This window comes from Paenibacillus sp. ICGEB2008 (assembly GCF_000307675.1).
GTDB classification, from domain to species: domain Bacteria; phylum Bacillota; class Bacilli; order Paenibacillales; family Paenibacillaceae; genus Paenibacillus; species Paenibacillus polymyxa.
This window is the reverse complement of record NZ_AMQU01000004.1, coordinates 188940-215102: the sequence shown is the minus strand read 5'-3', so window position 1 is coordinate 215102 and position 26163 is coordinate 188940. Positions and strand designations below refer to the sequence as shown.

The 26163-nt window shown below is 44.1% G+C and carries 23 protein-coding genes and 3 pseudogenes; 22 read left to right on the top strand and 4 right to left on the bottom strand.

Features of this window, described 5'->3' with window-relative positions; all coding sequences use genetic code 11:
* Positions 1–24 precede the first annotated feature (24 nt).
* Positions 25–912, bottom strand: coding sequence for a LysR family transcriptional regulator (locus tag C400_RS0102575; protein ID WP_017425896.1), 888 nt, complete (start codon positions 910–912; stop codon positions 25–27).
* Between the two features lie 126 nt (positions 913–1038).
* On the opposite strand from C400_RS0102575, the gene C400_RS0102570 reads away from it, so the two are divergent.
* From C400_RS0102570 to C400_RS0102555, 4 genes and pseudogenes are all read left to right on the top strand, one after another.
* The gene (locus C400_RS0102570; protein WP_017425895.1) at positions 1039–1710 is read left to right on the top strand and encodes an O-methyltransferase; all 672 of its coding nucleotides are present in this window, start codon (positions 1039–1041) and stop codon (positions 1708–1710) included.
* Positions 1711–2068: 358 nt separating this feature from the next.
* Positions 2069–2816, top strand: a pseudogene (locus C400_RS0102565) (DeoR/GlpR family DNA-binding transcription regulator).
* 2 nt (positions 2817–2818) lie between these two features.
* Positions 2819–3729: pseudogene (pfkB, locus tag C400_RS0102560) on the top strand (1-phosphofructokinase).
* Positions 3730–3797: 68 nt separating this feature from the next.
* Positions 3798–5726 (top strand): PTS fructose transporter subunit IIABC, encoded by a 1929-nt coding sequence (locus C400_RS0102555; RefSeq protein WP_017425894.1) that lies wholly within the window; start codon positions 3798–3800, stop codon positions 5724–5726.
* Between the two features lie 105 nt (positions 5727–5831).
* Here C400_RS0102555 and C400_RS0102550 read toward each other — a convergent pair whose 3' ends face one another.
* Complete coding sequence (locus tag C400_RS0102550; protein ID WP_017425893.1) at positions 5832–6740, bottom strand: LysR family transcriptional regulator; 909 nt, start codon at positions 6738–6740, stop codon at positions 5832–5834.
* A 112-nt stretch (positions 6741–6852) separates the two neighbouring features.
* On the opposite strand from C400_RS0102550, the pseudogene C400_RS0102545 reads away from it, so the two are divergent.
* The 8 genes and pseudogenes from C400_RS0102545 to C400_RS0102510 all read left to right on the top strand — a co-directional run bounded on the left by C400_RS0102545 (position 6853) and on the right by C400_RS0102510 (position 14996).
* Positions 6853–7240, top strand: a pseudogene (locus C400_RS0102545) (tautomerase family protein).
* Complete coding sequence (locus tag C400_RS0102540; protein WP_016819660.1) at positions 7237–7572, top strand: carboxymuconolactone decarboxylase family protein; 336 nt, start codon at positions 7237–7239, stop codon at positions 7570–7572. Before C400_RS0102545 ends, C400_RS0102540 begins: the two are co-directional and overlap by 4 nt.
* 242 nt (positions 7573–7814) lie before the next feature.
* Positions 7815–8672 (top strand): BglG family transcription antiterminator LicT, encoded by an 858-nt coding sequence (gene licT / locus C400_RS0102535; protein ID WP_017425892.1) that lies wholly within the window; start codon positions 7815–7817, stop codon positions 8670–8672.
* Positions 8673–8854: 182 nt separating this feature from the next.
* Positions 8855–10735, top strand: coding sequence for a beta-glucoside-specific PTS transporter subunit IIABC (locus C400_RS0102530; protein WP_017425891.1), 1881 nt, complete (start codon positions 8855–8857; stop codon positions 10733–10735).
* Positions 10736–10809: 74 nt separating this feature from the next.
* A complete protein-coding gene (locus C400_RS0102525) occupies positions 10810–12219 on the top strand; it encodes a glycoside hydrolase family 1 protein (protein WP_017425890.1) in 1410 nt (469 codons plus the stop codon).
* 136 nt (positions 12220–12355) lie between these two features.
* Positions 12356–13258 carry a LysR family transcriptional regulator gene (locus tag C400_RS0102520; RefSeq protein WP_017425889.1) on the top strand — a complete coding sequence of 301 codons (903 nt, stop codon included), beginning with the start codon at positions 12356–12358 and terminating at the stop codon, positions 13256–13258.
* A 125-nt stretch (positions 13259–13383) separates the two neighbouring features.
* The gene (locus tag C400_RS0102515) at positions 13384–14523 is read left to right on the top strand and encodes a 5-methyltetrahydropteroyltriglutamate--homocysteine S-methyltransferase (RefSeq protein WP_017425888.1); all 1140 of its coding nucleotides are present in this window, start codon (positions 13384–13386) and stop codon (positions 14521–14523) included.
* A gap of 218 nt (positions 14524–14741) precedes the next feature.
* The gene (locus C400_RS0102510; RefSeq protein WP_017425887.1) at positions 14742–14996 is read left to right on the top strand and encodes a YciI family protein; all 255 of its coding nucleotides are present in this window, start codon (positions 14742–14744) and stop codon (positions 14994–14996) included.
* A 145-nt stretch (positions 14997–15141) separates the two neighbouring features.
* On the opposite strand, the gene C400_RS0102505 is transcribed toward C400_RS0102510, so the two are convergent.
* Positions 15142–15480 carry a helix-turn-helix domain-containing protein gene (locus tag C400_RS0102505; protein WP_017425886.1) on the bottom strand — a complete coding sequence of 113 codons (339 nt, stop codon included), beginning with the start codon at positions 15478–15480 and terminating at the stop codon, positions 15142–15144.
* Between the two features lie 347 nt (positions 15481–15827).
* Between C400_RS0102505 and C400_RS27295 the strand changes: the two genes are divergently transcribed.
* The 3 genes from C400_RS27295 to C400_RS0102490 all read left to right on the top strand — a co-directional run bounded on the left by C400_RS27295 (position 15828) and on the right by C400_RS0102490 (position 16970).
* Positions 15828–16097, top strand: coding sequence for a hypothetical protein (locus C400_RS27295; RefSeq protein WP_231124964.1), 270 nt, complete (start codon positions 15828–15830; stop codon positions 16095–16097).
* 100 nt (positions 16098–16197) lie between these two features.
* The gene (locus C400_RS27290) at positions 16198–16296 is read left to right on the top strand and encodes a hypothetical protein (protein WP_014599622.1); all 99 of its coding nucleotides are present in this window, start codon (positions 16198–16200) and stop codon (positions 16294–16296) included.
* Between the two features lie 227 nt (positions 16297–16523).
* Positions 16524–16970, top strand: a complete 447-nt coding sequence (locus C400_RS0102490) for a DUF6386 family protein (protein WP_016819669.1) — start codon at positions 16524–16526, stop codon at positions 16968–16970.
* A 130-nt stretch (positions 16971–17100) separates the two neighbouring features.
* On the opposite strand, the gene C400_RS0102485 is transcribed toward C400_RS0102490, so the two are convergent.
* Entirely contained in the window at positions 17101–18234 is a 1134-nt protein-coding gene (locus C400_RS0102485) for a phosphodiester glycosidase family protein (RefSeq protein WP_017425884.1), read from the bottom strand.
* Positions 18235–18366: 132 nt separating this feature from the next.
* Here C400_RS0102485 and C400_RS0102480 point away from each other — a divergent pair, with 132 nt between their 5' ends.
* From C400_RS0102480 to nspC, 7 genes are all read left to right on the top strand, one after another.
* A complete protein-coding gene (locus C400_RS0102480) occupies positions 18367–18840 on the top strand; it encodes a DUF7716 domain-containing protein (protein ID WP_017425883.1) in 474 nt (157 codons plus the stop codon).
* A 55-nt stretch (positions 18841–18895) separates the two neighbouring features.
* Positions 18896–20209 (top strand): PQQ-binding-like beta-propeller repeat protein, encoded by a 1314-nt coding sequence (locus C400_RS0102475; protein WP_017425882.1) that lies wholly within the window; start codon positions 18896–18898, stop codon positions 20207–20209.
* Positions 20210–20365: 156 nt separating this feature from the next.
* Entirely contained in the window at positions 20366–20989 is a 624-nt protein-coding gene (locus C400_RS0102470; protein ID WP_016819673.1) for an SMI1/KNR4 family protein, read from the top strand.
* A gap of 181 nt (positions 20990–21170) precedes the next feature.
* Positions 21171–23051 (top strand): molecular chaperone HtpG, encoded by a 1881-nt coding sequence (gene htpG, locus C400_RS0102465; protein WP_017425881.1) that lies wholly within the window; start codon positions 21171–21173, stop codon positions 23049–23051.
* A 155-nt stretch (positions 23052–23206) separates the two neighbouring features.
* Positions 23207–23467, top strand: a complete 261-nt coding sequence (locus C400_RS0102460) for a bacteriocin immunity protein (RefSeq protein ID WP_016819675.1) — start codon at positions 23207–23209, stop codon at positions 23465–23467.
* 316 nt (positions 23468–23783) lie between these two features.
* Positions 23784–24983: a saccharopine dehydrogenase family protein gene (locus tag C400_RS0102455; RefSeq protein ID WP_016819676.1), complete on the top strand. Its 1200-nt coding sequence runs from the start codon at positions 23784–23786 to the stop codon at positions 24981–24983.
* 8 nt (positions 24984–24991) lie between these two features.
* On the top strand, positions 24992–26131 hold the full coding sequence (gene nspC, locus C400_RS0102450; RefSeq protein ID WP_017425880.1) for a carboxynorspermidine decarboxylase: 1140 nt from the start codon (positions 24992–24994) through the stop codon (positions 26129–26131).
* Positions 26132–26163 lie beyond the last annotated feature (32 nt).

The following is a 26163-nucleotide window of genomic DNA, read 5'->3' as shown; positions in this document are numbered from 1 at the left end:
GTGTACACAGGTATTCCATACTTATCAAGAATGATTGCGAATAAGCTGGATGAAATTCTGGGTAGCCGCTGATTGTGGCTCATTTTTGCGAGTACAAATAGCGATTGAATTGAGAAGCTGGACACCCTCCACATATACCCGGCATAGCTCACCGCGTTCTACATATTCACGCACGACTAGTGAGGACACAAAGTTTGCACCATAACCGGCAATCACTGCGGTAATCGCCTCATGCAGCCCTGTGAAGTTAAGTGTGACTTTGGGAGCAGGGGCATTGTAGGTTCGACATAAGGAAAACAATCTCTCTCGTGTCGAACTTCCCTTTTCACGCATAACAAAGGGCTCCTGCATCATTTGCAATAATGAAACCTGCTGATTCGCATACCGATGATCCGGCGCTACTACAAACCATAGCTCATCACGAAACAATTCTTCGGTCTGAATCATATCGGAGTACTGCTCAGGCAGTCCTCCATAGATCGCCAAATCTACTTCGATATTCAATAGCTGCTGCAAGGCATCATTGGAGTTCGTGGTATGAATCGTCATTTCAACTTGTTCATATTGCTGTTTGAATTTTGCGATCCAGGCCGGAATGAGGAAATGAGCCGGTAAATAAGTAGCAGCCAGCCGAATATGACCATGGGCTCCGTCACGATAATCCTGTGAAAATTGTTCGATTTGCTGTTCGACAGCAAAGAGCCGTTTGGCGAGAACAGCAAGCTTTTCACCAGCATCGGTTAAGGTAATCCCTCTTCCCATGGGCACGAGCAGTGTGAGGGATATTTCTTTTTCGAATTTTTTAATCTGGGCTGTTATCGCAGGTTGGCTAATATTTAATAGCTCAGAGGCACGTGTCACACTTCTTGTAGAGGCGACCACGTGAAATAAGCGTAATGCATGCAGGTTCAAGACCGGACTCCTTTCTGATTAACTCATACATATAAATTATGAATAGAGTAAAAACATATATTATTTTTATAATAGTAATTCATTTACAATCAAATTGTAAGTTGAAGCCAAAGGAGAGTGGAGCAAATGCATTCAACGAATACGTGGGAACAAGTAGATCATTATATCTCGGAGCGTCTTATTCCGCATGATGCTGTCTTGGAAAAGGTATTGGCTACTAACCAACAGGCAGGATTACCTCCGCATGATGTGTCGCCTAATCAGGGAAAGCTATTAAATATCTTGGCTCAAATGCAAGGCGCACGACGTGTGTTGGAGATTGGTACCTTGGGAGGCTACAGTACAATCTGGCTGGGTAGGGCGTTGCCGACAGATGGAAAAATAGTTACGCTGGAAGCCCATCCGGTTCATGCTAAAATTGCTCGGTCGAATATATCGTTGGCTCAGTTGGATGGAATGGTGGAACTTCGAGAGGGAGACGCATTGGAGCAGTTGACACAAATGAAGGATGAGGGCGTTGCACCTTTTGACCTCATTTTTATTGATGCGGATAAACCCAATAATCCATTATATCTGGAGTGGGCACTTCGTTTTTCACGTTCTGGCACCGTTATTATCGGGGACAATGTTGTCCGTGAAGGGGAGATCATTCAAGCTTACAGCACAGACCCTCGTGTGCAGGGCGTAAGAAAGTTTTATGATTTGCTGGCTGAGGAATCGAGAATTACAGCTACAGCCATTCAGACCGTGGGGAGCAAGGGATATGATGGTTTCGTTATTGGAATCGTTAAGGACTGAGTGTCAGGGACGTTAAGCGTCCAAAGAGCTAAATACTGAGGACGAAGTCCCGGTGATTAGCTCTTTTCTGACTAAAATAAGGTTGGGATGAATGGTACGTAGAATGGTAAAATAGTACTAATTGGAGTGTCAGAACGTTTTTGAACGTTTACTGCTGAATTCCTATGTAAGAAGAATGAATTTACATAAAAGTAGCTGAATTTTCTTTAAAATGTAAACGCAAACATGCTGATTGGAGCAGGAATTCACCATTTTGTAAAAAAATGAAGTTGGAATGAATTTTTTTGAATCTTTTTGGAGAAAAATGATTGTTTTTTGCTAGGTTTGTGATACGATAAGAACAGTTGGGGGAATGAAGATGCTGACGGAAGAAAGATACAAGTTAATAATACAGCGCTTACAAGAGCGTGGTGTTGTAAAATTGCAGGAATTGGCTGATCTCTTGGGAGCTTCTGAGTCAACGATTCGGCGTGATTTGATAGATCTTGAAGGCCGTCAGTTGTTAAAGCGGATTCATGGCGGGGCAACCTTGCTGAATCAGAAAAGTCAGGAACCTGGCATGGAAGAAAAAACATTCAAAAACGTTCAACAAAAAAAACGCAGTCGCTCGTATGGCAGCCAAAGAAATTTTGGATGGTGAATGTATCTATCTGGATGCGGGAACAACAACGATGGCGATGATTCCTTACATTGAAGCTAAAGACGTGACGGTCGTGACGAATGGTCTCTCCCACGTAGAAGCACTGGTAAGCAAACGAATTAGAAGCTATCTACTGGGAGGGATGATGAAAATTCATACCAAAGCCGTAATCGGGAGTATTGCCCTACAGAATTTGGACAATTTCCGATTCGACAAGTGCTTTCTGGGAACGAACGGGGTAGACGTGGAGATGGGGTATACCACTCCTGATCCTGAAGAGGCGCTGATCAAGCGGCGTGCCCACCAGCTGTCCGGCAAAACATATGTGTTGGCCGATTCCAGCAAAATTGGAGAAGTAACCTTCGCCAAATTGTTCGAACTCAAGGAAGCTATCCTTATTACTGAATCGGTGCCAGAACGTTCACGCCGATCCATCGCACAGAAAACTAAGATAATCGAGGGATAACGATGATATACACAGTAACGCTGAACCCTTCCATTGATTATATCGTGGAAGTTGACGATTTGAAGCTTGGTGATTTGAACCGGATGAAACGTGATTTAAAACTGCCAGGTGGCAAGGGAATTAATGTATCACGTGTACTAAACCAGTTGGGGGCAGACAGCACGGCGATTGGTTTTCTCGGAGGGTTCACAGGCAGGTTTATCGACGATACATTGCGGGAAGAATCCATTAAAACTGATTTTGTAATGATCGAAGATGATACACGGATCAATATTAAGCTCAAGCATGGTGATGAAACGGAAATTAACGGTTTGGGGCCTGCGATTCGTGAGCAAGAAGCCGATGCATTGGTGCAAAAGCTGGCGAGTCTCCAGAAAAATGACATTGTCGTCTTGTCGGGAAGCATCCCGCCATCCTTGGAGGGGACTTCTACGAGCGACTGATTCGCGTATGTCAGCAAACCGGGGCTGAATTCGTTATCGACACCACAGGTGGGGCGCTGATGAAGGCCTTGGTTCATAAACCGCTGCTCATCAAGCCGAATCATCATGAGCTGGCTGAGTTGTTTGGCGTAACTATTCATTCTGAGGAGGAGATCGTCACTTACGGTCGTAAACTACTGGAAGCAGGTGCAAAAAATGTACTCATTTCCATGGCAGGAGAAGGGGCTTTGTTCATTACGGCAGATGAAGTGTATCACGCAAATGTACCAGCAGGAATGGTGAAAAATTCTGTAGGCGCAGGTGATTCTATGATTGCTGGATTCGTGGGTACGCTGGCTCTACAGGGCGATCCGATCGAAGCCTTCCGTGCAGGAGTGGCATCCGGAAGCGCAACTGCGTTCTCCGATGATCTGGCTACGAGAGAGAAAATTGAACAATTACGGCCGCAAGTCACGATTTCAAAACGGTAATCCGGCTACAGCATGAGCTTATTATGCGTGTGTCTTACACGCTGATCGAACTTAGGAGAGTGTGAATAATGAGAATAACAGACCTGATGATTAAAGAAACGATGATCATGGACCTGCAGGCGACGACAAAGGACGGGGCGATTGAGGAACTCATCACCAGTCTCGAAGCAAGTGGACGTATTAATGACCGGGCCTTGTTCAAAGAAATGATATACAAACGCGAAGCTGAATCCAGCACTGGAATCGGCGGTGGTATTGCGATGCCGCATGCCAAGACGAAAGCCGTGAATGAAGCGACCGTCGTTTTTGCCAAAAGCAGTAAAGGCGTAGAATTCGAATCGCTGGACGGTGAGCCCGCGAAGGTATTCTTTATGATTGCAGCTCCAGAGGGAGCAGCAAACACACATCTTCGCACACTGGCTGCCCTTTCTCGGTTGCTCATTGATACTGATTTCATCGACAAGCTGATGAATACACAAACACCGGATGAAGTAACCGAGCTATTTGATACTAAGCAGGCGGAAGAAGAAGCTGCCAAGAAAGCAAAAGAGGCCAAGAAAGAGGCAGCCAAAGCACAGCAAACGCCGGACGTTATCGTTGGCAACCCGGATTCTGATGAGTTTGTAGTTGCGGTGACCGCTTGTCCTACAGGCATTGCGCACACGTTTATGGCTGAAGACGCTCTCATTAAGAAAGCGAAAGAAATGGGAGTCAATATCCGGGTAGAAACGAACGGCTCGGAAGGCGCACAAAACGTACTGACAGCAGATGAAATCCGTCGTGCCAAAGGCGTCATTGTTGCAGCTGACAAGAAGGTTGAAATGGCCAGATTTGACGGTAAACCTGTATTGCAAAGACCGGTAAGTGACGGTATCCGTAAATCTGAAGAACTGATTCGCAAAGCGCTGAACGGCGAAGCGCCAATTTACCGTAGTGAAGGTAAAGGCAACGCTGAAGAGTCAAAAGCCGAGAAGACCAGCGTAGGCAGTAAAATTTACAAGGATTTAATGAACGGGATTTCTCATATGTTGCCATTCGTTGTCGGCGGGGGGATCTTGTTAGCGATTTCCTTCTTGATCGAACAAGTGGCTGGAGAAGATAATGTACTATTCCAACTGCTGCAAACGATTGGCGGAGGAACAGGTGCGTTTCACTTCCTAATTCCGATACTGGCCGGATTTATCGCAATGAGCATTGGAGACCGCCCGGCACTGATGCCAGGTATGGTCGGTGGTTTGATGGCTGTAAACTCCAATGCAGGGTTCCTTGGCGGTCTGGCAGCTGGTTTCATGGCCGGTTATGTAGTTATCTTCCTGCGTAAAGCTCTGGCAGGTCTGCCAAAAGCTCTGGACGGTTTAAAACCAATCTTGTTATACCCTGTATTTGGACTCCTAATTTCAGGCGCGATTATGTTCTACCTGTTCGATCCAATTTTTGGTGGTATTAATACGTGGCTTGTCAATGTTCTGAACAATTTGGGAACTGGTAATGCGGTTATTTTGGGTCTGATTCTGGGCGGAATGATGTCGATCGACATGGGCGGACCTTTCAACAAAGCAGCATACGCATTTTCGATCGGTGTCTTTACTTCCAGCGGTAACACAAACGGGGCTATGATGGCAGCTGTTATGGCAGGCGGTATGGTGCCTCCACTGGCGATCGCACTAGCTTCGACGTTCTTCAAAAATAAATTTACCGAGCAAGAACGCAAGTCTGGCTTGACAAACTATGTACTCGGATTGTCCTTCATTACGGAAGGTGCCATTCCATTCGCGGCTGCTGACCCTATGCGAGTCCTGACCTCTTGTATTGTAGGGTCGGCGATCGCTGGCGGTCTGACGCAATTCTGGCAAATCAATCTTCCAGCTCCGCATGGCGGAATTTTTGTAGCAGCTCTTGCCAACCATGCGTTGCTATTCTTGCTTGCAGTGGCGATCGGCTCCGTGATTTCTGCGCTCATTCTGGGACTGTGGAAAAAACCAGTTGAAACGAAATAACGAGTATCACAAGAGTATAGAAATTAAAAGAGGAGCCGAACTCCTCTTGGTCTTATCATAGGAAAACCGCTAAACACTCGTATATCGAGGTGTTTAGCGGTTTTTTTATGGGCTCATAATATTTTCAACTCCAATGAGAGTCATTCCCCATTGCTCCTTAACCAGCTGCATAAACAGCCTTTGGGCCGAAGTCAGGTATTGTGGGTGCTGATTGTTTTGTAATAGTCCGATGGGGATATTCGGATCTGTTAGCTGGAGAGGAATGGTGACCAGGTCCTTCTGCAAAGGCATTGACGACAGAACCACTCCAACCGAAGGAAACGTATGTACAAATGAGGGTATAGACGAAATTTGACTGACGGTATAAAAAAAAGGCATCGACGGGAAGCGGGAAAGCTCCTTCTCCAGTCGTATATGATACAAGCAGTTCTTACCTCCGACGATAAGCGGATACTCATACAGATCTTCGAGCTGAAGCTCACTTCTTACCGCGAAGGGATGACTGCGGGACACGATAAAAGCAATTTGTTCATGATACAGAGGTTCGAAATGTAGGGAAGGAATCGAGTGAGGTTCTCCAGAGATTGCAAAATCCAGCGTACCGTCCAACAAAGCTTTGGAGAGTGCATCCGTGTTTCCCACTGTAAAGTGGCACGTAATATTCGGTTTATGCTCTCGAAACTGTCGTAGAATCAACGGCAGTGCGATAGTAGCTACCGTTTCAATCACACCGATATGGAGCGTGCCAATCTCTTCATTTTTCAGCGACTTCGCCTGATCCATTACAAAATTCCAATGCTGAATAAGACCGTCAACCTCTTCGGCATACATTTTTCCAGAGGCGGTTAATTCCGCATCCCAGCCTCTTTTAAAAAGCTGAAATCCCAGCTCTTTCTCTAGCCTCTGGATTTGGTTCGTAACTGTAGATTGTGCGTAGTTTAATTTAGCGGCAGCTTTTGAGAAGGTTCCTTCTTCAATAATGGTACGAAACGTAGTTAACTCTTTTAAATCCATATGGACTCATCTCCATCGATAAAATTGAATATGCTTATGATTATTTTCAATTATACAGATGAAGATAAGGAGAGTACAATCATCTTATCCCAACGGATAGGAGAGAATGAATATGCCTTTTGTACGAGTAGGTTATTTGGAGCAACAATACACAGAGCAAGAGCTGCCTGGCATTAGCCGCTGTATCATGAATGCTTTGATTGAACATTTTCAGGTCCCGCCCAAGGATTATTTTCAGGTTTTTCATGCTCATAAGCAGAGCGAATTTTATTATAGTCCCGATTATTTGAATGTACCCAGAACAGACAAGCTGCTCTATATCCAAATTACGATGGGATCGGGTAGAACTACGGAACAAAAAAAAGAGTTTTTACCAAAGATTAGCCGAACTCATATCTATTAAATGCAAGATTAGACCGGAGGATGTATTTGTGACACTGGTAGAGACCGAATTAGAGGATTGGTCCTTTGGCAACGGACTTGCCCAGATGATATTATGAAGCATAAATTAATTAGATCGAGTGTTCGGGAAACGATAGGTGATTTTGCACCCGCTTTTGTAACCTATACGGAGGAGGTTCTTTTTGGAGATGTATGGAGAAGAAGTGAGCTATCTCTTAGGGAACGGAGTCTCATTACAGTTGCCGCTCTGGTAGCGGGGGAGCATGTGAATCAACTTCCTTATCATCTGAACCTGGCCAAGGAGAATGGGATTTCGGAGGAAGAATTGATTGAGGTTATTACACAGCTAGCCTTTTACGTAGGATGGCCGCGAGCAGCCTCAGCAGTTCAGGTTGCCAAAGACATATTTTGCAAAGAAAAAGAACGTTAAGCATCAACTTAAAAACTGCTGAGCACAGGGATTTCGAGTGTTTGGCGGTTTTTTGGCATGATTGTATTGTTATTCTGCTTTGAAAGCGGTATAGTAAGAGTAATTGAATGAGGGGCATAGTGTCCTTCGGGATTGTTACTGATAAGCAGGCGATACCCAAATAATGACTAATGGACTTAGTCGTTATTTGGTTTTTTTTGTTATTCCAACTTTGTTATTACATCAATGAGGTGAGCAGATAGATGATCATTCGGCAAATATTTAACAACAATGTCATTCGGGCCGAAAATCAGGTAGGTCATGAGTTTGTTGTCATAGGGAACGGTCTGGGTTTTAAAAAGAAAAATGGACAAAGGGTCGATGAAGAAAAAATAGAAAAAACCTTTGTATTAAAGTCCGATAAAATTCCACAAAAATTAATTGATCTCATTGGGGAGACATCTATAGAGTATTTAAAGGTGGCGGATGAAATTGTAGGCAGCGCCAAAAAAGAAATGGGAGATATTTTTAGTGATAATATCTATATTTCGTTGATTGACCATATCCAATTTGCCATCTCTCGATACAGGAAATCTGTGGGGCTTAAAAATTCACTGTTATGGCAGATCAAAAAATTTTACAAAAAAGAATTTATGATCGGTATGAATGCATTGGACATCATTCATGCTCAATTTGGCATTCAAATGGATGAACATGAAGCAAGCTTTATTGCCATGCATTTTGTCAATGCAAGACAAGACGGTCAGGGCATGAAACAAACAGTTGAGATTACAGAGGTCATTGATGACATTTTCAATATTGTAACCGATTACTATCAAATTACCTTGGATGAAACCTCATTTAATTATTCGCGATTTATTACACATTTGCAGTACTTTGCCCAACGTTTGCTGAGCAATGAACAAGAGCAATTAGCATCAGGGGATAACTTCTTGTATGACCAAGTCAAAGAGAAATACGAGAGGGCTTTTCAATGCACCCAATTAATTAATCAATACTTGGAATTGAAGCATGAAAGTGCGATGTCGATTGACGAGAAAGTGTATTTGACGATTCATATACAGCGTGTAACCTCCAGAAATGATTTGGCTGATGCTTAGAAAAAAAGCTTGCAAACGATTTCGGAGTGTTTTATAGTAGGCTCACAACTTAAATTTAAGGATTGTTACTGATAAGCAGGCGATACCTAAATGAATGGCAGTGATCATTTTCTATGATCATGCAGGCCTTTCGTTTAGGTATTTTTTTGTTTTCAGGCAATCTGCCCAAGAGGAGAATGAACATGGACCATAAGAAAATGGGCGAGGATATCGTACGTCTCGTTGGAGGAGAAGAAAATATCAATGGGCTTGTCCATTGTGCTACACGGCTCCGATTTGACCTGAAGGATTCACGAAAAGCCGAAAGAGAAGCGCTTGAGAAACACGAGGGAGTCATTACTGTTGTTGAAAGCGGAGGACAATTTCAAGTCGTGATTGGCAGCCATGTTGCCTATGTATATACGGAAATCATGAAAAACAGGGATTTTGGGTCAGACAACTCTATGGCTCACGAATCCAGCGGAAAAAAGACATCCGTCATATCCACAATCTTTGAGGTTATTTCCGGAAGCTTCTCCCCGTTGATTCCGGCGATGGCAGGCTCGGGGATGCTGAAAGCCCTCTTGACGGTTTTGACCTTGCTGGGCTGGATGTCCGCAACAAGTGATACCTATCTGATCCTGTCTGCTGCCGGGAATGCTGTATTTTACTTCTTGCCGATTTTACTAGGGATTACGCTCGGTATAAAGCTAAAGGCGAATCCTTATGTAGCTGGTGTGATCGGTGCAGCTCTCCTGGAACCCAACTTTACGGGACTGATGGACAAAGGTTCTGATGTATCGTTTTTGGGAATACCGGTGGTCATGATGAACTACTCAGCGAGTGTTTTTCCGATATTCATATCTATCAGCATCTATGCGTTGGTAGACAAGTTTTTGAAGAAGATCATTCTTAAGGATTTGCAGCTGTTTTTAGTTTCGATGTTGGCTTTAATGATTATGGTTCCTTTATCTGCACTAGCATTCGGACCGTTTGGTACAACAGTAGGAGATTGGATTTCTTCGGGTGTGACATGGTTAATCGGTGTAAGCGGCATTTTGTCAGGGGTTGTGCTTGGCGGTTTTATGACCTTTATGGTCGTCTTCGGACTTCACTGGGGCTTTACCCCGATCACGATTCAAAATATCGGTGTTGGCGGTGATCCGATTGAGGCTATGGCGGCTGCGGCTGTATTTGCTCAAATTGGTGTCGCATTCGGTATCTTCCTGAAGGCGAAAAAAGATAAAACACTTAGAACCCTTGCGGGTTCCACGAGTATTACAGGCTTGCTGGCGGGTGTAACAGAGCCGATTGTGTATGGTCTGGTGCTTCGCTTTAAACGAGTCATTCCAATTGTCATTATCGCAGGGGCTATAGGCGGTGCCATCAATGGACATTTTGGAGTGAAAATGACGGCTTATGTGTTTCACAACATTTTTGCGATTCCGGTCTATACTCCGACCTTGGTTTACGTAATTGCCATCGCATGCTCGTTCGCGGTAGCCACGGTGCTGACTCTTATTTTTGGCTATGAAAGCAAGGTGAAGGGGGAGACGGCAGCAACCGTTGAGACCACTAAGACGGAAGAACCTCTACTAGCTGTTACAGCAACTAAGGCTGTTGACATCAAGAAAGAAACGATATACAGCCCGATCACAGGCAAGACTACACCACTGAGCCAAGTGAATGATTCGGCATTTTCTACAGGGGCAATGGGAAAAGGCTTAGCCATTGAACCATCTGTCGGTGAGGTCGTAGCGCCTATTGATGGAGTTGTAACCTCGCTGTTCCCTACAGGACATGCCATCGGCTTGACTTCCAAGGCGGGTACGGAGATATTAATTCATATCGGAATTAACACCGTCGCGCTGAAAGGAAAGCATTTTAATCCGGTCGTTCAAGAGGGAGATATCGTAAAACAAGGGGACTTGTTAATCCAATTTGACAGAGAGCAGATTATAGAAGCAGGGTACGAAATCGTAACCCCTGTCATTGTCACACTGACGAAAAACAAAGTGGACGTATTTGAGACAAGTCAGGAGCAGATTCAAAAAAATGAAGTATTGCTAACTTTGGTGGTGTAATACAGGAAAGCTCATCCTCACGTACATGAATTGCGAAATCAGAAGGATATAACGATAACTGGAGGGACTATAGCATGAAACATAATCAATTGAAGGCATTTCCTGAAAACTTCTTCTGGGGAGGTTCAACTTCCGCCTATCAAGTAGAGGGTGCATGGGACGAAGATGGAAAAGGACCCTCTGTCATTGACATGGCTAACCACGTCGAAGGAGTCACTGATTTTAAGGTAACCAGTGATCATTACCATATGTTCAAAGAGGACGTAGCTCTGATGGCTGAAATGGGCTTTAAGGCGTACCGCTTCTCGATCGCTTGGACACGCATCTATCCACTAGGCGCGGGTGAAGTCAATCCGAAGGGAATTGCATTTTACAGCTCATTGATTGACGAATTAATTAAATATGGTATTGAGCCCATTGTTACTATGTATCACTTTGATCTGCCCTATGCGCTTGAACAACAAGGCGGATGGTCCAAGAGAGAAACGATTGATGCCTTCGAGCAGTATGCCAAAACGTTGTTTGAGAACTTTGGGGACAGAGTCAAATACTGGCTAACCATTAACGAACAAAACATGCTGATTCTCCATCCCGGTTCTATTGGTACATTGGATACAAGTCTGGAAAATCCACAAAAGGTACTGTATCAACAAAATCATCATATGTTAGTTGCGCAGGCGAAGGCAATGGTATTGTGCCATGACATGCTACCTAATGCGAAAATTGGACCAGCACCGAATATTGGGGTCATTTATCCAGCTAGTTCCAAACCGGAAGATACGCTGGCAGCTGACAACTATGCAGCTATTCGCAACTGGCTCTACCTGGATATGGCTGTATTTGGCCGCTACAACCACATTGCCTGGAGTTATTTGGTCGAGAAGGGCTATGAGCCTGTTATTGAAGAAGGGGATATGGATATATTAGCGAAAGGAAATCCAGATTTTATCGCCTTTAACTACTATACCTCCCAAACCGTAGGGGAAAGTTTGGATGATGGAAATGATTTTTCACATACAGGCGATCAGCACGAAATTGTGGGTGAACCCGGAGCATATCGAGGTTCTGTGAACCCCAACCTGCAAAAGACGGAGTTTGGTTGGGAGATTGATCCGGTTGGTTTTAGAACCACATTACGTCAAATATATTCTCGCTACCGCCTGCCTTTAATCGTGACAGAGAACGGCTTGGGTGCATTTGACAAGCTGGAAGAAGGGGATGTAGTGAACGATCCTTATCGTATTGACTTCTTCAACAAGCATATCGAGCAGATTCAATTGGCTATTACAGACGGCGTAGACGTATTCGGTTTCTGTCCGTGGTCTGCGATTGATCTTGTGAGTACCCATCAGGGCTCCAGTAAGCGTTACGGGTTTATCTATGTGGATCGTGAGGAATTTGATCTCAAAGATCTACGCCGCATTCGTAAACAAAGCTTCTACTGGTATCAAAAGCTGATCGCTACAAACGGTGAAGTCCGTTAATTAATACAACCGTGCAAAAGCACCTCCTTGAAATGGATGTTACCATTTTGAGGAGGTGTTTCTATTATCCCTTTGCCCAGAAGCGTGATTATGTATTATATAATAGAAGAAACACAAACGGAAAGGACATCATGCATTGACCTTACAACAATTAAAATATGTCATCGAGGTTACCAATCGTGGCTCCATGAATGAGGCGGCGAAGCGGTTGTTCATTTCCCAGCCCAGTCTGTCGAACGCGATTCGCGATCTGGAGGAAGAAATTCATATCACCATTTTTGAACGTACCAATAAAGGCATTTCTTTGTCCAAAGAAGGCGTGGAATTCCTCGGTTATGCACGTCAGGTTGTTGAGCAGGCGGAGTTGCTGGAAAATCGCTATCTGGATGCCAAGCCTTCACCACAGCATTTTGCTGTGTCCACGCAGCATTATGCTTTTGCAGTAAATGCATTCGTAAATCTGGTGAATCAATATGGACAGGATGAATATGAACTGGCTTTGCGGGAGACCAAAACCCATGAAATCATACAGGATGTCAAAAGCCTGCGCAGTGAGATCGGAATCCTGTATCTGAACGAATTTAACGCCAAGGTCATCAACAAGCTGCTAAAAGATGCAAATCTGCAATTCAACAGCCTGTTTACGGCCAAGCCGCACATCTTTATCAGTGCCAATAATCCGCTATCCCGGCAGTCTAGCGTGACCATTGACCAGCTTCATCCTTATCCATACCTGTTCTTTGAGCAAGGGGAGTACAATTCCTTTCACTTCTCCGAGGAAATTCTGAGTACGTTGTCGCATCCCAAAAGCATTCATGTTAATGACCGGGCGACCCTTTTTAATCTGCTTATTGGCTTGAACGGTTATACCATTTCTACTGGGGTAATTAGTGCGGATCTGAACGGTAACGAGATAATTTCCGTCCCTCTGGAGTGTGATGAGTCTATTAATGTAGGATGGATTTGCCATAAAAACGTCGCGCTCTCCAAGCTGGCTACTGTCTATGTAGAAGCGTTGCATGAGGCGATAGGAGAATAAAAAAAGTTTGATATAGCCTTAGGCTATAACTAGCTATAGTTTATTGGAGTTACCTTATAGCTGAGAATGTATGTTATCTTTCTTACAACAACTTCACTACTGAAGCGAAAAAGGAGATAACCCTAATGAGCAGCATCCTTGACAATGCATCCCAACGTAAAGTGACCCCTTTCAGACATGACATGGTCGGCAGCTTTTTGCGCCCGCAAGCGATCAAAGACGCCAGAACTCAATTTCAAAATAATGAAATCTCTGCGGACGAGCTGAGAAAGATTGAAGATGAAGAAATTATCAAGCTGGTCGAAAAGCAAAAATCCGTAGGACTTCAAGCTGTGACGGATGGTGAATTCAGACGGTCCTGGTGGCATCTTGATTTTATGTGGGGACTGGACGGCGTGGAAAAGGTACAGCTTGCAAACGGCTACCAATTCCAAGGTGTGGAAACAAGAGCGGAAACCGCACGCTTGTCCGGTAAAATCGGACATTCTCATCATCCTTTCATTGAAGATTTCAAATTCCTGAAGCAAGTCGCAGGAGAGGATGCTATCGCCCGCCAAACGATTCCGGCACCTGCGCAGTTCCTGGCTGAGCTGCTGCGCGGAGAAAATAAAGAAACGACCGATACGTATTACAGCAATCTGGATGAACTGGTGACGGACATTGCCAAAGCCTACAAATCTGTGATCCAAGCGCTGTATAATGAAGGCTGCCGCAGCCTGCAACTGGATGATTGCACATGGGGCATGCTCTGTGATAAAAACTATTGGCAAGCTAGACAGCATGCGGGTGAAAATGTGGAAGATACCAAAAAGCTATTCGCTCGCGTGAATCAGGAAGCCGTGAAGGATCTTCCAGCCGATTTGGTCGTTACAACCCACGTATGCCGTGGTAACTACCATTCCACCTGGGCATCTTCAGGCGGCTATGAGCCTGTAGCCGAAACCCTGTTCGGCATCGATAACATCGACGGCTACTATCTCGAATTCGATACCGACCGTGCGGGTGATTTCACCCCGCTTAAGCATCTGAAAGATGAAAAACAAGTCGTATTGGGTCTCGTTTCCTCCAAAACAGGTGAACTGGAAGACAAACAGACGGTCATTAACCGCATTAAGGAAGCGACTCAATTCGTGGACATTAACCACATCTGCCTCAGCCCACAATGCGGCTTTGCTTCGACAGAAGAAGGTAATATTCTGACCGAAGAGCAGCAATGGAAAAAGCTTGCTTTCATAAAAGAGATTGCGGACGAAATTTGGAAGTAAGGGTTTAGTTTAGAGGAATTGAATTGTAGAGATTCGTGATTACTAAAACACGCCACTTGAGGGCGTGTTTTAGTTTGAGAATCCGCTAAAATTGACCAAATTCCCTTATAGTTGCATTTCATTTTTAAGGACTTTTATTACAATAGCTAACGCTGTAATATCTTCTTAAAGAAACGCCAGATATTTTTTATTACAAGGGAAATATGGAGGGGAAATCAATGAATTACTTTTTATTAATTACTACACGAACAAACAAGTTCAATACTGATGATATCAAAGGGCACTATGACCATCTGGAAAAGTTAAAGAAAGAGGGAGCTCTTGAAAAGTATGGTCCATTTAGCGATAGAACGGGAGGCGCTTATTTAATAAAAGCAGCGTCACTTGAGGAGGCGACAAAGATTGGGAATTTAGATCCGCTCATTCAAAATGGTTCTTCTACATTGACAATAAAGGAATGGCTGTTGCGTTAAATTACATCTAAGAAGGTCACGACAAAAAACTGATGTGTCTTTTTGGTATTAAATAGAAAATGAGGACTGCGATTTTCTGAAAATGAAAAGAATGGTCCTTATTTTATTTCCCAAGAGATTGCTCTCACAATTTTTGAGAATCTTCTTAGTTGATAATCTCCCGTATCACATTCCTCGCCAAACGTACCTTCTCTGGACTCGTCTTTTGAAGTATATTTACGATTTCTTGTATACCATCTTCATGCTTCGTAACCTTGATATCCTCATTTACATAAGCGAAAAGCTGAATCAAATTAACATCCAGTGCATCAGCGATTTTAGCTATGTTTATTAAAGATACGTTTTTCTCTCCACGTTCAATCTGCCCTATGTATGAAAAATGGAATCCGCCTTTTTCCCCAAGCGACTCCTGAGACAATCCTTTTTCTTTTCGCAAAGCGCGTATTCTGGCACCCACTAATTTGAGGACTTCTTTGTCTTCCATCGTCTACACCTCACTATTCTAAAAGTGTAGACAAGAAATCTAAATGAAAACATTGAATATTAGATACAATAAATATTTTTGATATCTATAAGTATTATTTTAGCGTATAATAAGACTATTCTTGAATCTCTGGAGGAATAGATATGAAAGAAGCTCCTTCTACCTTTATTCCAAGTCCCACTCAACCGTCCAGACCCTCACAACACCTACATAATTCAATAACTGATTTCCACACTCTATCCCAATACCACATGAAGCTAGCCAAAATCCTGTACAAGCACAATCAAGTCCAATGCTGCATTATCCTATGTGACTGGGCTTTGACCTCCATGTTAAAAGCTCTATATATGAAAGAAACTAATAGCATTTTCCCTCCGAGACTCTTGTCGATGGCGGATTTGTTGCACTTATTACATACTGACACCAACCCGGGATTGGATGTTGTTGTATTTATAGGCACCACTCAATTTCTTTCATCCCAGCTAGAAAACCCTCTGATTCAGAAGATGAAGCAGAAGGATGTGAGTAGGCTGCTGCGCAGAACAGACGACATTCTTTGCCAGTTGTCATCCCGAGTCATGACTGATTCATCCGAAACGTATCAGTCCATTTTCTAAAAAGCCCCTCCATGGCAAATAAACTTGCCGATTCGCCCTGTCGTTATCCGCTTTTCTACATACGATAAGAGTAAGCTTTAACGCAAGGAGGGATTTAGATATGGGTGAAGTAGGTTACGGTGGAGCATGGACATCCACAGGCGCGATTTTGGTATTGTTCATTTTGCTGGTGATTATCACCAAATCTTTTCTGATCTAACAGCAGGTTCAGATTTCTTAAAATTCACAAAGCGGCCCTTTTTCACGACAGCGTGAGGGAGGGCTTTTTTAATGCAGAATGGATGGTAGTGCTAGTATGTTGTCTGGCCCTGCAAGCATTGTTATACTTTACATACAGGGATAATTTCCCTCAAGTGTATAGCAATTTGGATAGCGGAAGACGTGAGAAAACGGAAATTCGCTGACCATGATCAGGAGGATCGCATGATGAACATGGCAGGTAGTCCATTTCAATTTACGACAGACACGGCGACTCTTTGCCTATTCGATACGCAAGCTCTGAAGCATCGCTTGAACGATGCGCCGGATTGGTGGTCCATCGAAGAGGACGAGCTGGGGGAGTTGAATGCGGGAAACGCTGCTTTTTTGAATCTAGGAGCGGACGGGACGTATGAGGTTGTGATAGCAGATCATATCGAGCAGCCGATGGTGCGGCTGTTTTTGAAGGTTCCCTCAGGAAACATATTTATTGGTGCAGGAGAAGAAGTCACAGGTGGTGAGTTGGAACCTGATTGTGTATGGGGAGGGTCATTCCTATCTGTGCAACCCGGACTTTATGAATGCTTGGCCAGCAGAGAAAATAACCGTATATACCTTTCTTTTAAAAAAGGAAGCGAAGGCAGCAACAGCTTTACCAGTCTGATTCGATTGTAGATTGTAGGATCAAACTATAACGGATCAGGCAAGCCGCTTCAACACAGGGAATCTATAATAACCGTGACTGGGAAAATGAAAAAGGCTATCCCCACGGCTTGTATATCCGTGAGAACAGCGCTTTATTCGTCTATTGATACTTTACAATAATGGCGTTGCTGATTTGGCGGCCGGGTGTGGTGAGGTAAGAGCCGTTGTAGTACAGTCCGCTGGAAGCACCGCCATCCAGATTCATAGCCTGATAAGCGCCAGCCTGCTTCATCATTTGGGCGAGCTGCGGAATAGTCGCTCCGCTTGTGGTCAGGAGGATCAGCTTATGATCCCTAGTAATTCCAAGTGCGCTACGGGCGCCGCCGCCTGTTAATATTTTAGGGTCCTTGAAGCCTTCGGCTTTGACATTTAGGGAAACCTGGCCGTTCGTGACCAGACGAGGTCCAGCTTGAAGAGCACCTTCGACGCTACCTTGGGTTGTTAACCGTTGTTCAAAGGCAGAGCCCGACACGAGCTCGGCTAAATGGTTAGCATCGTAGGTGAAGACAGTGCGTTGATCGCCGGAGCTTTTTTTCAACATCTTGCCATGGCTGACCAGATAGCCGTAAGGTGACTTGTAGGAGCTTTTGGTATAGGCGTCAAAGAATGTGCCATTAATGGCTACAACCGCTTGATTGCGTTTGGCGAGACTGCTTAAGTTTTCCACTTTACCAAGGGTATCCCCCGCCACTGCTACGTCCAAACTCACCTTGGGATGGAGCATGGAGATGGTGATCACCTTGGCGGAAAAGGTACGAGATCCAACCTTGAAGCTTTTATGAGCTGTCGTGATGGGGGAAGTATTTCCGGGTAGCTTGCCGGTAAGTACCGGAAGCGTAACAGACGTTGTACCTTGCGTAATACGCACAGCTGAGTTTTCTTTTAGCCATAAGACTTGCAGGTTTAGATGTTGGCTGATGAACTGTAAGGGTACATAGGTAGCGCTGTTGTCGGTAAAAGGTGCATTTTGCATACGAACCGTTTGATCATTCACTTTAGCAGTAGATTGTCCCGTAAGTAATGTAAGCCGGGTATTGCCTTGCGCAATTTCTATTTTTTTGTCTGCTGGATTGCTGTGAAGCGTGATCCCTTCATAGCTATTCAGGAGACGAAGCGGGATGAAGGAGTGGTTACTCTGATCCACATAAACCAGCATAGGTATTGGTGCAGCAGCGTAGATCGGGGTTACAAGTAAGAGCATAGACAGAATAATAAGTGCGGTGATTCTTTTCATGAATAGATCAATCTCCTTATGTAGTCTTAACTATTGACAAGGTGCTTGTACTTATATCGGGTTTTATGAGTTATAAATGTATGTTACGCGAATTTTGAGTGTTTGGATGATACAGAAACGGGGTGGCTGGAGATGAGCAGGTATGAGACAAGACTTGAGGATTACCGTCGCAGGGAGCGCCCTTCTTATCGTGTATTTGAAGGATTGCAGGAATTGGTGCGCAGCGTGGGGCAACTTCATAATAACTGGTTATATGTGAATGTGGATCAATGGGATCAGGACCCTGTTCAAACACCGATTTATTATTTGGATGAGCATTGGCTGGAGGAATGTGCAGAGGACGGTACAGCCGCAACCAACGAACAGGACGAGTATATTCCCCTATGGATATCACATCGTCAGGTTCAAACTTGGTTTGAGCTGGCCACCTTTGAAAGTATTGTAGAAGTTCTTAAGGCTGCTAGACAGCCAGTGACGATTCAGATGGTGATTGTGGCGGTCAAATATTACGAACAGCACGATGCCTACCTGGATTATGAGGAGGTAAAAGCAGTGACAGACCTGTGGTCTGTGTTGACGAAGGTGAGAAACCACCTAACAGAATGAATAAAGCCTGTAGAACAAACCGGGCATACATAGACGACTGGGATGGGGGAGCAGAATGAACTGGTTGAATCATGAATTGGCAGCACAGTGGCGACAGGAAGGGAAAAGGTATGCCGCAGATGTGAACGAATTTGTCAGAATCGGTATGGAAAGCCAGTGGCAACAGGAGCAGCCAGAGCCAAAGCAGGACGAACGCTCTAAGCTAGCCAAAGATATTTTTCGTATGATTCAGGTAGCGAATCAGGCAGGGGAAACAGAGCGGTTACGTCGGGAAATTCCGGCTGCATCCTGGCCGCTTACACCAGCGTTTGAAGAGGCCTTGCAAGCCGTTAGACCGATGGCATTTATGAATGGGACCAATGAAGTTATTCTACATGCAGGCAACCCTCGGGAACGCGGCAAGATCTATCTGGCGGGAAAAGATGGAATTAGGCAAATTCTCGGACTGCATCGCGTAGGTTGTTCGCCGGACGGGAGTTATTTTGCGTTGGTGGATGGGAATGGGATTCGGATTGTTCGACAACCGGATCGAAATTTACAAGGGGAAGAGACAGCGTTTTTTCAGTGGAAGGATATACAGGCCCGCTTAAAGGCAGCTATTCCTGGCTTGGAATGCTTGGCGGATGAGGAGCACCCCGAGGATATATTAGATGAAGTGATTCCGTTTGGCGATGGACAGCGCTTGTTGCTGGTTTGCGGTTACGGTGTTTATTTGCTGGCTGGTGATCAGGTGGATTTGATCCATCCCAAGGCGTCTGAACGAAGAGAATTGGGACTGGAAGACACGATTGTGGATATGGCGCATGGAGCTGTGTCGAAGGATGGACGCTGGATCGCTTATGGAAGCCAGATGAGTGAGCATTTGCTCATGGACTTAACGGATAAGACGGTGCATACATTGGAGCCAGGCTCCAGCTATCCGCATTATGCTCTATTTTCCAAAGATGATCTGGATGTCTGGTACAATGCCTGTCATTTCTACAACGGTGCCACCATTCAGGTGCCGATTGCCGAAGTGGAGCAGGGACTTGCTCTGAATACGGAAGAATGGCCGATAATAAATGAAGAAATGCGAGTATACGCTGCAGTAGCGCTGACGCAAGGAGCTATTCTAGGTGATGCCTACGGATATCTCCGTCTTATGGATAGAGAGGGACGTGAACTTTGGCGCTATTTTGTCGGAAGTACGATATCTGGACTGGCAGTTACATCTGATGAAGGCATGTTGGCGGTTGGAACGTATGGCGGTATGCTTCATTTGATTGATATGCTGAATGGGGCAAAGGATGAATATACCATTGGCACTGCTCCAATTCACGAGACAGAGCGTTGGTTGCTCTGGCGTAACTATGAGCCATTTCGCTGGTAATACTAATATTCCGCAAATGGTGAAAAAAGCAAGTTCTGATAAGCTGAACATAAAAAGAGCAGTGGCATATGATTGTAATGCTATTTTCATATAGAGACGCATGAGGCATACATCTATGATGCAAAATGCGAGTAAAAAGGAAAGAGGTGTGAGGACATGGACAAGAAAGCGGATATTCGCACATCCATGAAGGAGTTATTTGCACAGATGGATGAAGCCTTTTTTATGGATGTGGAAGAAAATGTACCGTTCGAAATGCGTGATGGGAACGTCGATGAGGAGGGATGGATCAAGTGGAAGCCCCTTCCTTCACAGATTACAGAACAGGAAGTTCGGGAAATGGAAGAAAAATACCATTTTGAGCTGCCGCTTCTGCTGAGGAATTTTATCATGTCCTACCATTATGTATCTTTACAATTCGATAATGAATCTATTCCGGGAGTATACTGGAGCGATTGTACGTTTGTAGAGTTTCCACGTCTGCCAGCAGGTCAAGGCTTAAAGGCATTTTATGATTTGATCGATCAATGGTCACCTTTGTTGTCAGCAGGCTATATTCCATTTGCCATTGCAGAAGACGATCAGGGCCCTGTATGTTTAAATGTAGGCAGCAGACATAAGGACGGCGATTATCCTATTGTCTGGTTCTTTCACGAGGATCTCCGGCATTTGGATGAGGATGAGCTACAGATTAGGAGTAACCTGCTTCCCCATGTGCAGGGGCTATTTCCATCCACTGTCGAAATGTTTAACGTTATGTTTAAGCAAATCGGGCACTAACGATTCCCTGAAATGGAATTTCACTGTGCAGATTAACCAAGATATTGACATAAAAAATGAGGAATGTTATAAAAAAGGTAGGCTAGCACTCGAATGATGGGAGTGCTAACAAAGCTGCATCGTTTGCATAGCTCTTATCCGCTGGCCTTACATAGGTTTATATTTGAAAGGAGATATTCGAATGGAGAAAAAACAGTTTCAGGCTGAGTCCAAGCGTCTGCTCGAAATGATGATTAACTCGATTTACACTCAAAAGGAAATTTTCCTAAGAGAGCTGATCTCCAACGCAAGTGATGCGATTGACAAAATCTATTACAAAGCACTGACTGACGATCAATTAGTCTTTGACAAAGAGAATTATTATATTAAAGTAATTGCCGATAAGGATCATAGAACGCTAACTCTGCGTGATACCGGGATTGGGATGACCAAGGAAGAACTGGAAAATAACCTGGGCGTCATTGCTAAAAGTGGCTCACTGGCATTCAAAAATGAAAATGAGTCCAAGGATGGTCATGACATTATCGGTCAATTCGGCGTCGGCTTCTATTCAGCTTTCATGGTAGCAGATGTAGTTACAGTAACGACCAAGGCTTTGGGAAGCGATACTGCTTATAAATGGGAATCTACAGGTGCTGACGGTTATACCATTGAGGTGGCTGAGAAGGACGAGGTCGGAACCGAGATTGTTCTGAAAATCAAGGAAAACACCGAGGATGAGTCCTACGACGAATATTTGGACGAGTACCGTTTAAAAGCGCTTATTAAAAAATACTCCGACTTTATCCGCTACCCGATTAAAATGGATGTTACAGGCAAGCGTCTGAAAGAAGGAAGCGATAACGAGTTTGAGGATTACAAAGAAGAACAGCGTATTAACAGCATGGTGCCCATCTGGAGAAAAAATAAAAGCGAGCTAACCGACGAGGATTATCAAAATTTCTACGCGGAAAAACGCTATGGCTACGACAAGCCGCTCCAGCATATCCATGTCAGCGCGGACGGCGCGGTAGTGTACCAAGCGATTTTGTTTATTCCTGAGAATATTCCGTTTGATTTTTACTCTAAGGAATATGAAAAAGGGCTGGAGTTGTATGCTAACGGTGTGCTAATCATGGAAAAATCTCCTGACCTGCTGCCGGATTATTTTAGCTTTGTAAAAGGTATGGTTGACTCCGAAAGCCTGTCACTCAACATTTCGAGAGAAATGCTGCAGCATGATCGTCAGTTGAAGCTGATTGCCAAAAATATTGAAAGCAAAATTAAAGGCCAACTGTTGACTCTGCTCAAAAATGATCGGGAGAAATATGATCAATTCTACAAATCATTTGGAAGACAATTGAAATTTGGTGTGTACAACGATTACGGCAGACATAAAGAAACCCTTCAGGATCTGCTTATGTTCTACTCTTCTACAGAGAAAAAGCAGGTTACTTTGGACGAATATGTATCTCGTATGCCAGAGGATCAAAAGTATATTTATTATGCTTCCGGGGAGTCCAATGAGCGTATTGAAAAGCTACCGCAGACCGAATTGGTGGCCGATAAAGGCTACGAAATTTTGTACTTCACTGATGATATTGATGAGTTCGCTATTAAAATGCTCTTAAGCTATAAAGAGAAAGAATTCAAATCCGTATCGAGTGGCGATCTGGGCATTGAGTCTGACGAAAATGAGAAAGAAACTGAAGCGGAACAAAACGACAACAAGGAGTTGTTCGAGTACATGAAGGGCTTGCTGGAAGGCAAAGTATCCAGTGTTAAAGCCTCCAAGCGCTTGAAGACACATCCGGTATGTCTGTCCGCTGATGGCGAAGTGACTATTGAGATGGAGAAAATTTTGAACGCCATGCCGAATAACGCTGATGTCAAAGCAAATAAAGTGCTGGAAATCAACGTGAACCATGCGGTGTTCAACTCTTTGAAAGAAGCCTTTGCCGAGGATAAGGAGAAAGTGAACCTCTATACGGCATTACTGTACAATCAAGCTTTGCTGATCGAGGGCTTGCCACTGCAAGATCCGGTTGAATTCACGAACGATATTTGCAAAATCATGGTTTAATATGCTTTATTACGATATAGAGCCGTTCCCACACCGGGGGCGGCTTTATTTATTATGACACTTCTTAAAGCTCCATAATAGGCCATATAACGCTTACAGTAGAAGCATAAGGCCTTGCACTGTGCCGACTATTCAATACCTAGGAGGGCGATTGTATGAGTCTGGATCGAGATCCATTGAACCCCCAAAGTTTAAGCCGAAGTGAGCTTATACAGTTGGTGGAAAAAATCATCAGAGGCGAGGGAACAGAGGAGGAACTCGACAGCATGCTGACCGTAGTCATGCAAAATACACCTCATCCGGGGATTAGTAATTTGATCTACTGGGATGACCGTGATTTGAGCGCGGCAGAGATTGTAGATGAAGCATTACGCTATCAGCCCATTTTTCTACCCCCTCATGAATCTTCTTCATAGCATGCGGAGGGGTAGTCTTTTGTTAAAAAATAAGATAATATAATTTTTTTAAAGGTTATGAGCATTATATTCAAGAAAACTTCCGTTAAAGGTGTGCTGGCTTCCCTGTAATGTATGGAGAAATGTTTGCTTTTTGCTCGCTTTACGGAGAATTTATGCCTAATTTTGGGGTTTGTAAAATTTTTGTGACATGCTTCTGTGAATTTTGACACAGCAAATTGTCGTTTTTCTTGATTATTTGGTGGGATGTCTTTATAATCATTTTGTTTGCAAGAATGAATAGCGATTAGCGTATGGAATAAGGAGGTTATTTATTTTGGGAAAAGCATTGATTATTGGCGCCGGTGGCGTGGCCAGCGTTGTGGTGCATAAATGTTGCCAAAACCCAGATGTATTTGAAGAAATTTGTATCGCAAGTAGAACTGTTGAGAAATGCGATGCGCTTAAAGAGAAGCTGGGTGGAGGTCGTACGAAGATCCAAACGGCTCAGCTTGATGCTGACAACACCGACATGGTCATTGACTTGATTCGAAGCTTTCAACCGGATGTAGTTATCAATGTGGCTCTCCCTTATCAGGATTTGACGATAATGGATGCTTGCCTTGAGACAGGTGTTCATTACGTTGATACGGCGAACTATGAACCGCCGGATACGCCGAAGTTTGAATACAGCTGGCAATGGGCCTACAAAGAAAGATTCGAAAAAGCAGGAATTACAGCTCTGCTGGGCAGCGGTTTTGATCCAGGCGTGACTGGAGTATTTACGGCTTATGCTCAAAAGCACTATTTTGATGAAATTCATACGATTGATATTGTGGATGCGAATGCAGGGGACCACGGATATCCTTTTGCAACTAATTTTAATCCGGAAATCAATATTCGTGAAATTACAGCGAAAGGCCGTTACTTTGAAAACGGAGAATGGATTGAAACTGAGCCACTTTCTGAGAAAAAGGTATACGACCTGCCTGAAATTGGACCGAAAAATATATATCTTTTGTACCATGAAGAACTGGAATCTCTTGCAGTGAATATTAAAGGCGTGAAAAAAATCCGCTTCTGGATGACGTTCTCGGACAATTATCTGAATCATTTGAACGTACTTCAAAACGTGGGCATGACTTCGATCGAGCCTATTGATTATGAAGGGCAACAAATCATTCCACTGCAATTCCTGAAAGCTATTTTGCCGGACCCGGCTTCTCTGGGACCAAGAACAAAAGGCAAAACAAACATTGGCTGCATCATCCAAGGCGTGAAAGATGGAAAGCCAAAAACCTATTATGTTTACAACGTTTGTGATCATGAAGAATGTTATGCAGAGGTTGGCTCCCAAGCCATTTCTTACACAACAGGTGTTCCGGCTATGATCGGTGCAATGCTTATCATCAAAGGCCTCTGGAAAAAACCAGGCGTTTACAACGTTGAGGAATTCGATCCAGATCCATTCATGGAAGCACTAAATAAACACGGATTGCCATGGCAAGAGAACTTTACGCCAACGTTGCTTGATTGAGGTCTGCGATGAATATTGATATTACCGGACTCCCATCACCTTGTTATCTTGTTGACGAAAGACTTCTTGTCAAAAACCTTGAGGTTTTGAATTCTGTACAAGGGCGGACAGGTTGCAGTATTCTGCTCGCTCTTAAGGGTTTTTCGATGTTTTCGACCTTTCCTCTGGTTGGCAAATACTTAAAAGGCGTAACCTCCAGCTCGTTGTTCGAGGCAAGACTCGGTCGCGAAAAAATGGACAAGGAGGTTCACGTATACGCACCAGCTTATGTTGACAGTGAATTTGATGAGCTATTGGAGTATGTTGACCATATTGTTTTCAACTCCTTTGATCAACTGAAACGCTTCAAAAGCAGAGTGCAAGGCGTAACTTCCAAAAAAATCGATATCGGCATTCGAGTGAATCCGGAATATTCGGAAATCGAAACGCCGCTGTATGATCCTTGCTACAACAACTCCAGAATGGGTGTGACTCTGGCTAACTTTAGACCTGAGGATCTGGATGGCGTGGACGGTATTCATTTTCATACGATGTGTGAACAGAATTCTGATACGCTTGAGCGCACCATTAAAGTCGTGGATGAGAAATTTGGGCCATATATTAAGCAAATGAAATGGCTCAATTTCGGCGGCGGTCACCATATTACCAGAGAAGACTATGACCTGGACACGCTGGTGCGTTGTATTCAATACTTTCAGGATAAATACGGTGTGCAAGTTTATCTTGAGCCAGGCGAAGCTATCGCTCTGAACACCGGATATCTGGTTGCAACTGTATTGGATACAATGAAGAACGGAATGGACATTGCCATTCTGGATACTTCGGCTGAATGTCATATGCCTGATGTACTGGCTATGCCTTACCGCCCGAATATCATTGGCGCAGGCAAGCCTGGTGAGTATGCACATACTTACAGACTCGGTGGACTTACTTGCTTGGCTGGCGATGTCATTGGTGACTATTCCTTTAAAGAACCATTGAAGCCAGGAGACAAGCTTGTATTCTGCGACATGGCCCATTACACGATGGTCAAAAACCACATGTTTAACGGAGTCAACCTGCCAGCCATCGCCAGCTACAATGACGAAGAAGGCATCAAGGTAATCCGTCAGTTCTCCTACGAGGACTTTAGCTCGCGTTTGTCGTAAAGAAAAGGTTACTAATATGCAGCAATACAAAA

What these genes read in the sequence shown, in the direction of transcription:
- C400_RS27295 (WP_231124964.1), top strand. Translation starts at nt 15,828, where the DNA reads ATGAAAGAAACTAATAGCATTTTCCCTCCGAGACTCTTGTCGATGGCG.
- C400_RS0102510 (WP_017425887.1), top strand. Translation starts at nt 14,742, where the DNA reads ATGAATTACTTTTTATTAATTACTACACGAACAAACAAGTTCAATACT.
- C400_RS0102505 (WP_017425886.1), bottom strand. Translation starts at nt 15,480, where the DNA reads ATGGAAGACAAAGAAGTCCTCAAATTAGTGGGTGCCAGAATACGCGCT.
- C400_RS27290 (WP_014599622.1), top strand. Translation starts at nt 16,198, where the DNA reads ATGGGTGAAGTAGGTTACGGTGGAGCATGGACATCCACAGGCGCGATT.
- C400_RS0102550 (WP_017425893.1), bottom strand. Translation starts at nt 6,740, where the DNA reads ATGGATTTAAAAGAGTTAACTACGTTTCGTACCATTATTGAAGAAGGA.
- C400_RS0102485 (WP_017425884.1), bottom strand. Translation starts at nt 18,234, where the DNA reads ATGAAAAGAATCACCGCACTTATTATTCTGTCTATGCTCTTACTTGTA.
- C400_RS0102525 (WP_017425890.1), top strand. Translation starts at nt 10,810, where the DNA reads ATGAAACATAATCAATTGAAGGCATTTCCTGAAAACTTCTTCTGGGGA.
- C400_RS0102555 (WP_017425894.1), top strand. Translation starts at nt 3,798, where the DNA reads ATGAGAATAACAGACCTGATGATTAAAGAAACGATGATCATGGACCTG.
- licT (WP_017425892.1), top strand. Translation starts at nt 7,815, where the DNA reads ATGATCATTCGGCAAATATTTAACAACAATGTCATTCGGGCCGAAAAT.
- C400_RS0102475 (WP_017425882.1), top strand. Translation starts at nt 18,896, where the DNA reads ATGAACTGGTTGAATCATGAATTGGCAGCACAGTGGCGACAGGAAGGG.
- C400_RS0102480 (WP_017425883.1), top strand. Translation starts at nt 18,367, where the DNA reads ATGAGCAGGTATGAGACAAGACTTGAGGATTACCGTCGCAGGGAGCGC.
- C400_RS0102515 (WP_017425888.1), top strand. Translation starts at nt 13,384, where the DNA reads ATGAGCAGCATCCTTGACAATGCATCCCAACGTAAAGTGACCCCTTTC.
- C400_RS0102490 (WP_016819669.1), top strand. Translation starts at nt 16,524, where the DNA reads ATGAACATGGCAGGTAGTCCATTTCAATTTACGACAGACACGGCGACT.
- C400_RS0102540 (WP_016819660.1), top strand. Translation starts at nt 7,237, where the DNA reads ATGAAGCATAAATTAATTAGATCGAGTGTTCGGGAAACGATAGGTGAT.
- C400_RS0102530 (WP_017425891.1), top strand. Translation starts at nt 8,855, where the DNA reads ATGGACCATAAGAAAATGGGCGAGGATATCGTACGTCTCGTTGGAGGA.
- C400_RS0102460 (WP_016819675.1), top strand. Translation starts at nt 23,207, where the DNA reads ATGAGTCTGGATCGAGATCCATTGAACCCCCAAAGTTTAAGCCGAAGT.
- C400_RS0102470 (WP_016819673.1), top strand. Translation starts at nt 20,366, where the DNA reads ATGGACAAGAAAGCGGATATTCGCACATCCATGAAGGAGTTATTTGCA.
- htpG (WP_017425881.1), top strand. Translation starts at nt 21,171, where the DNA reads ATGGAGAAAAAACAGTTTCAGGCTGAGTCCAAGCGTCTGCTCGAAATG.
- nspC (WP_017425880.1), top strand. Translation starts at nt 24,992, where the DNA reads ATGAATATTGATATTACCGGACTCCCATCACCTTGTTATCTTGTTGAC.
- C400_RS0102570 (WP_017425895.1), top strand. Translation starts at nt 1,039, where the DNA reads ATGCATTCAACGAATACGTGGGAACAAGTAGATCATTATATCTCGGAG.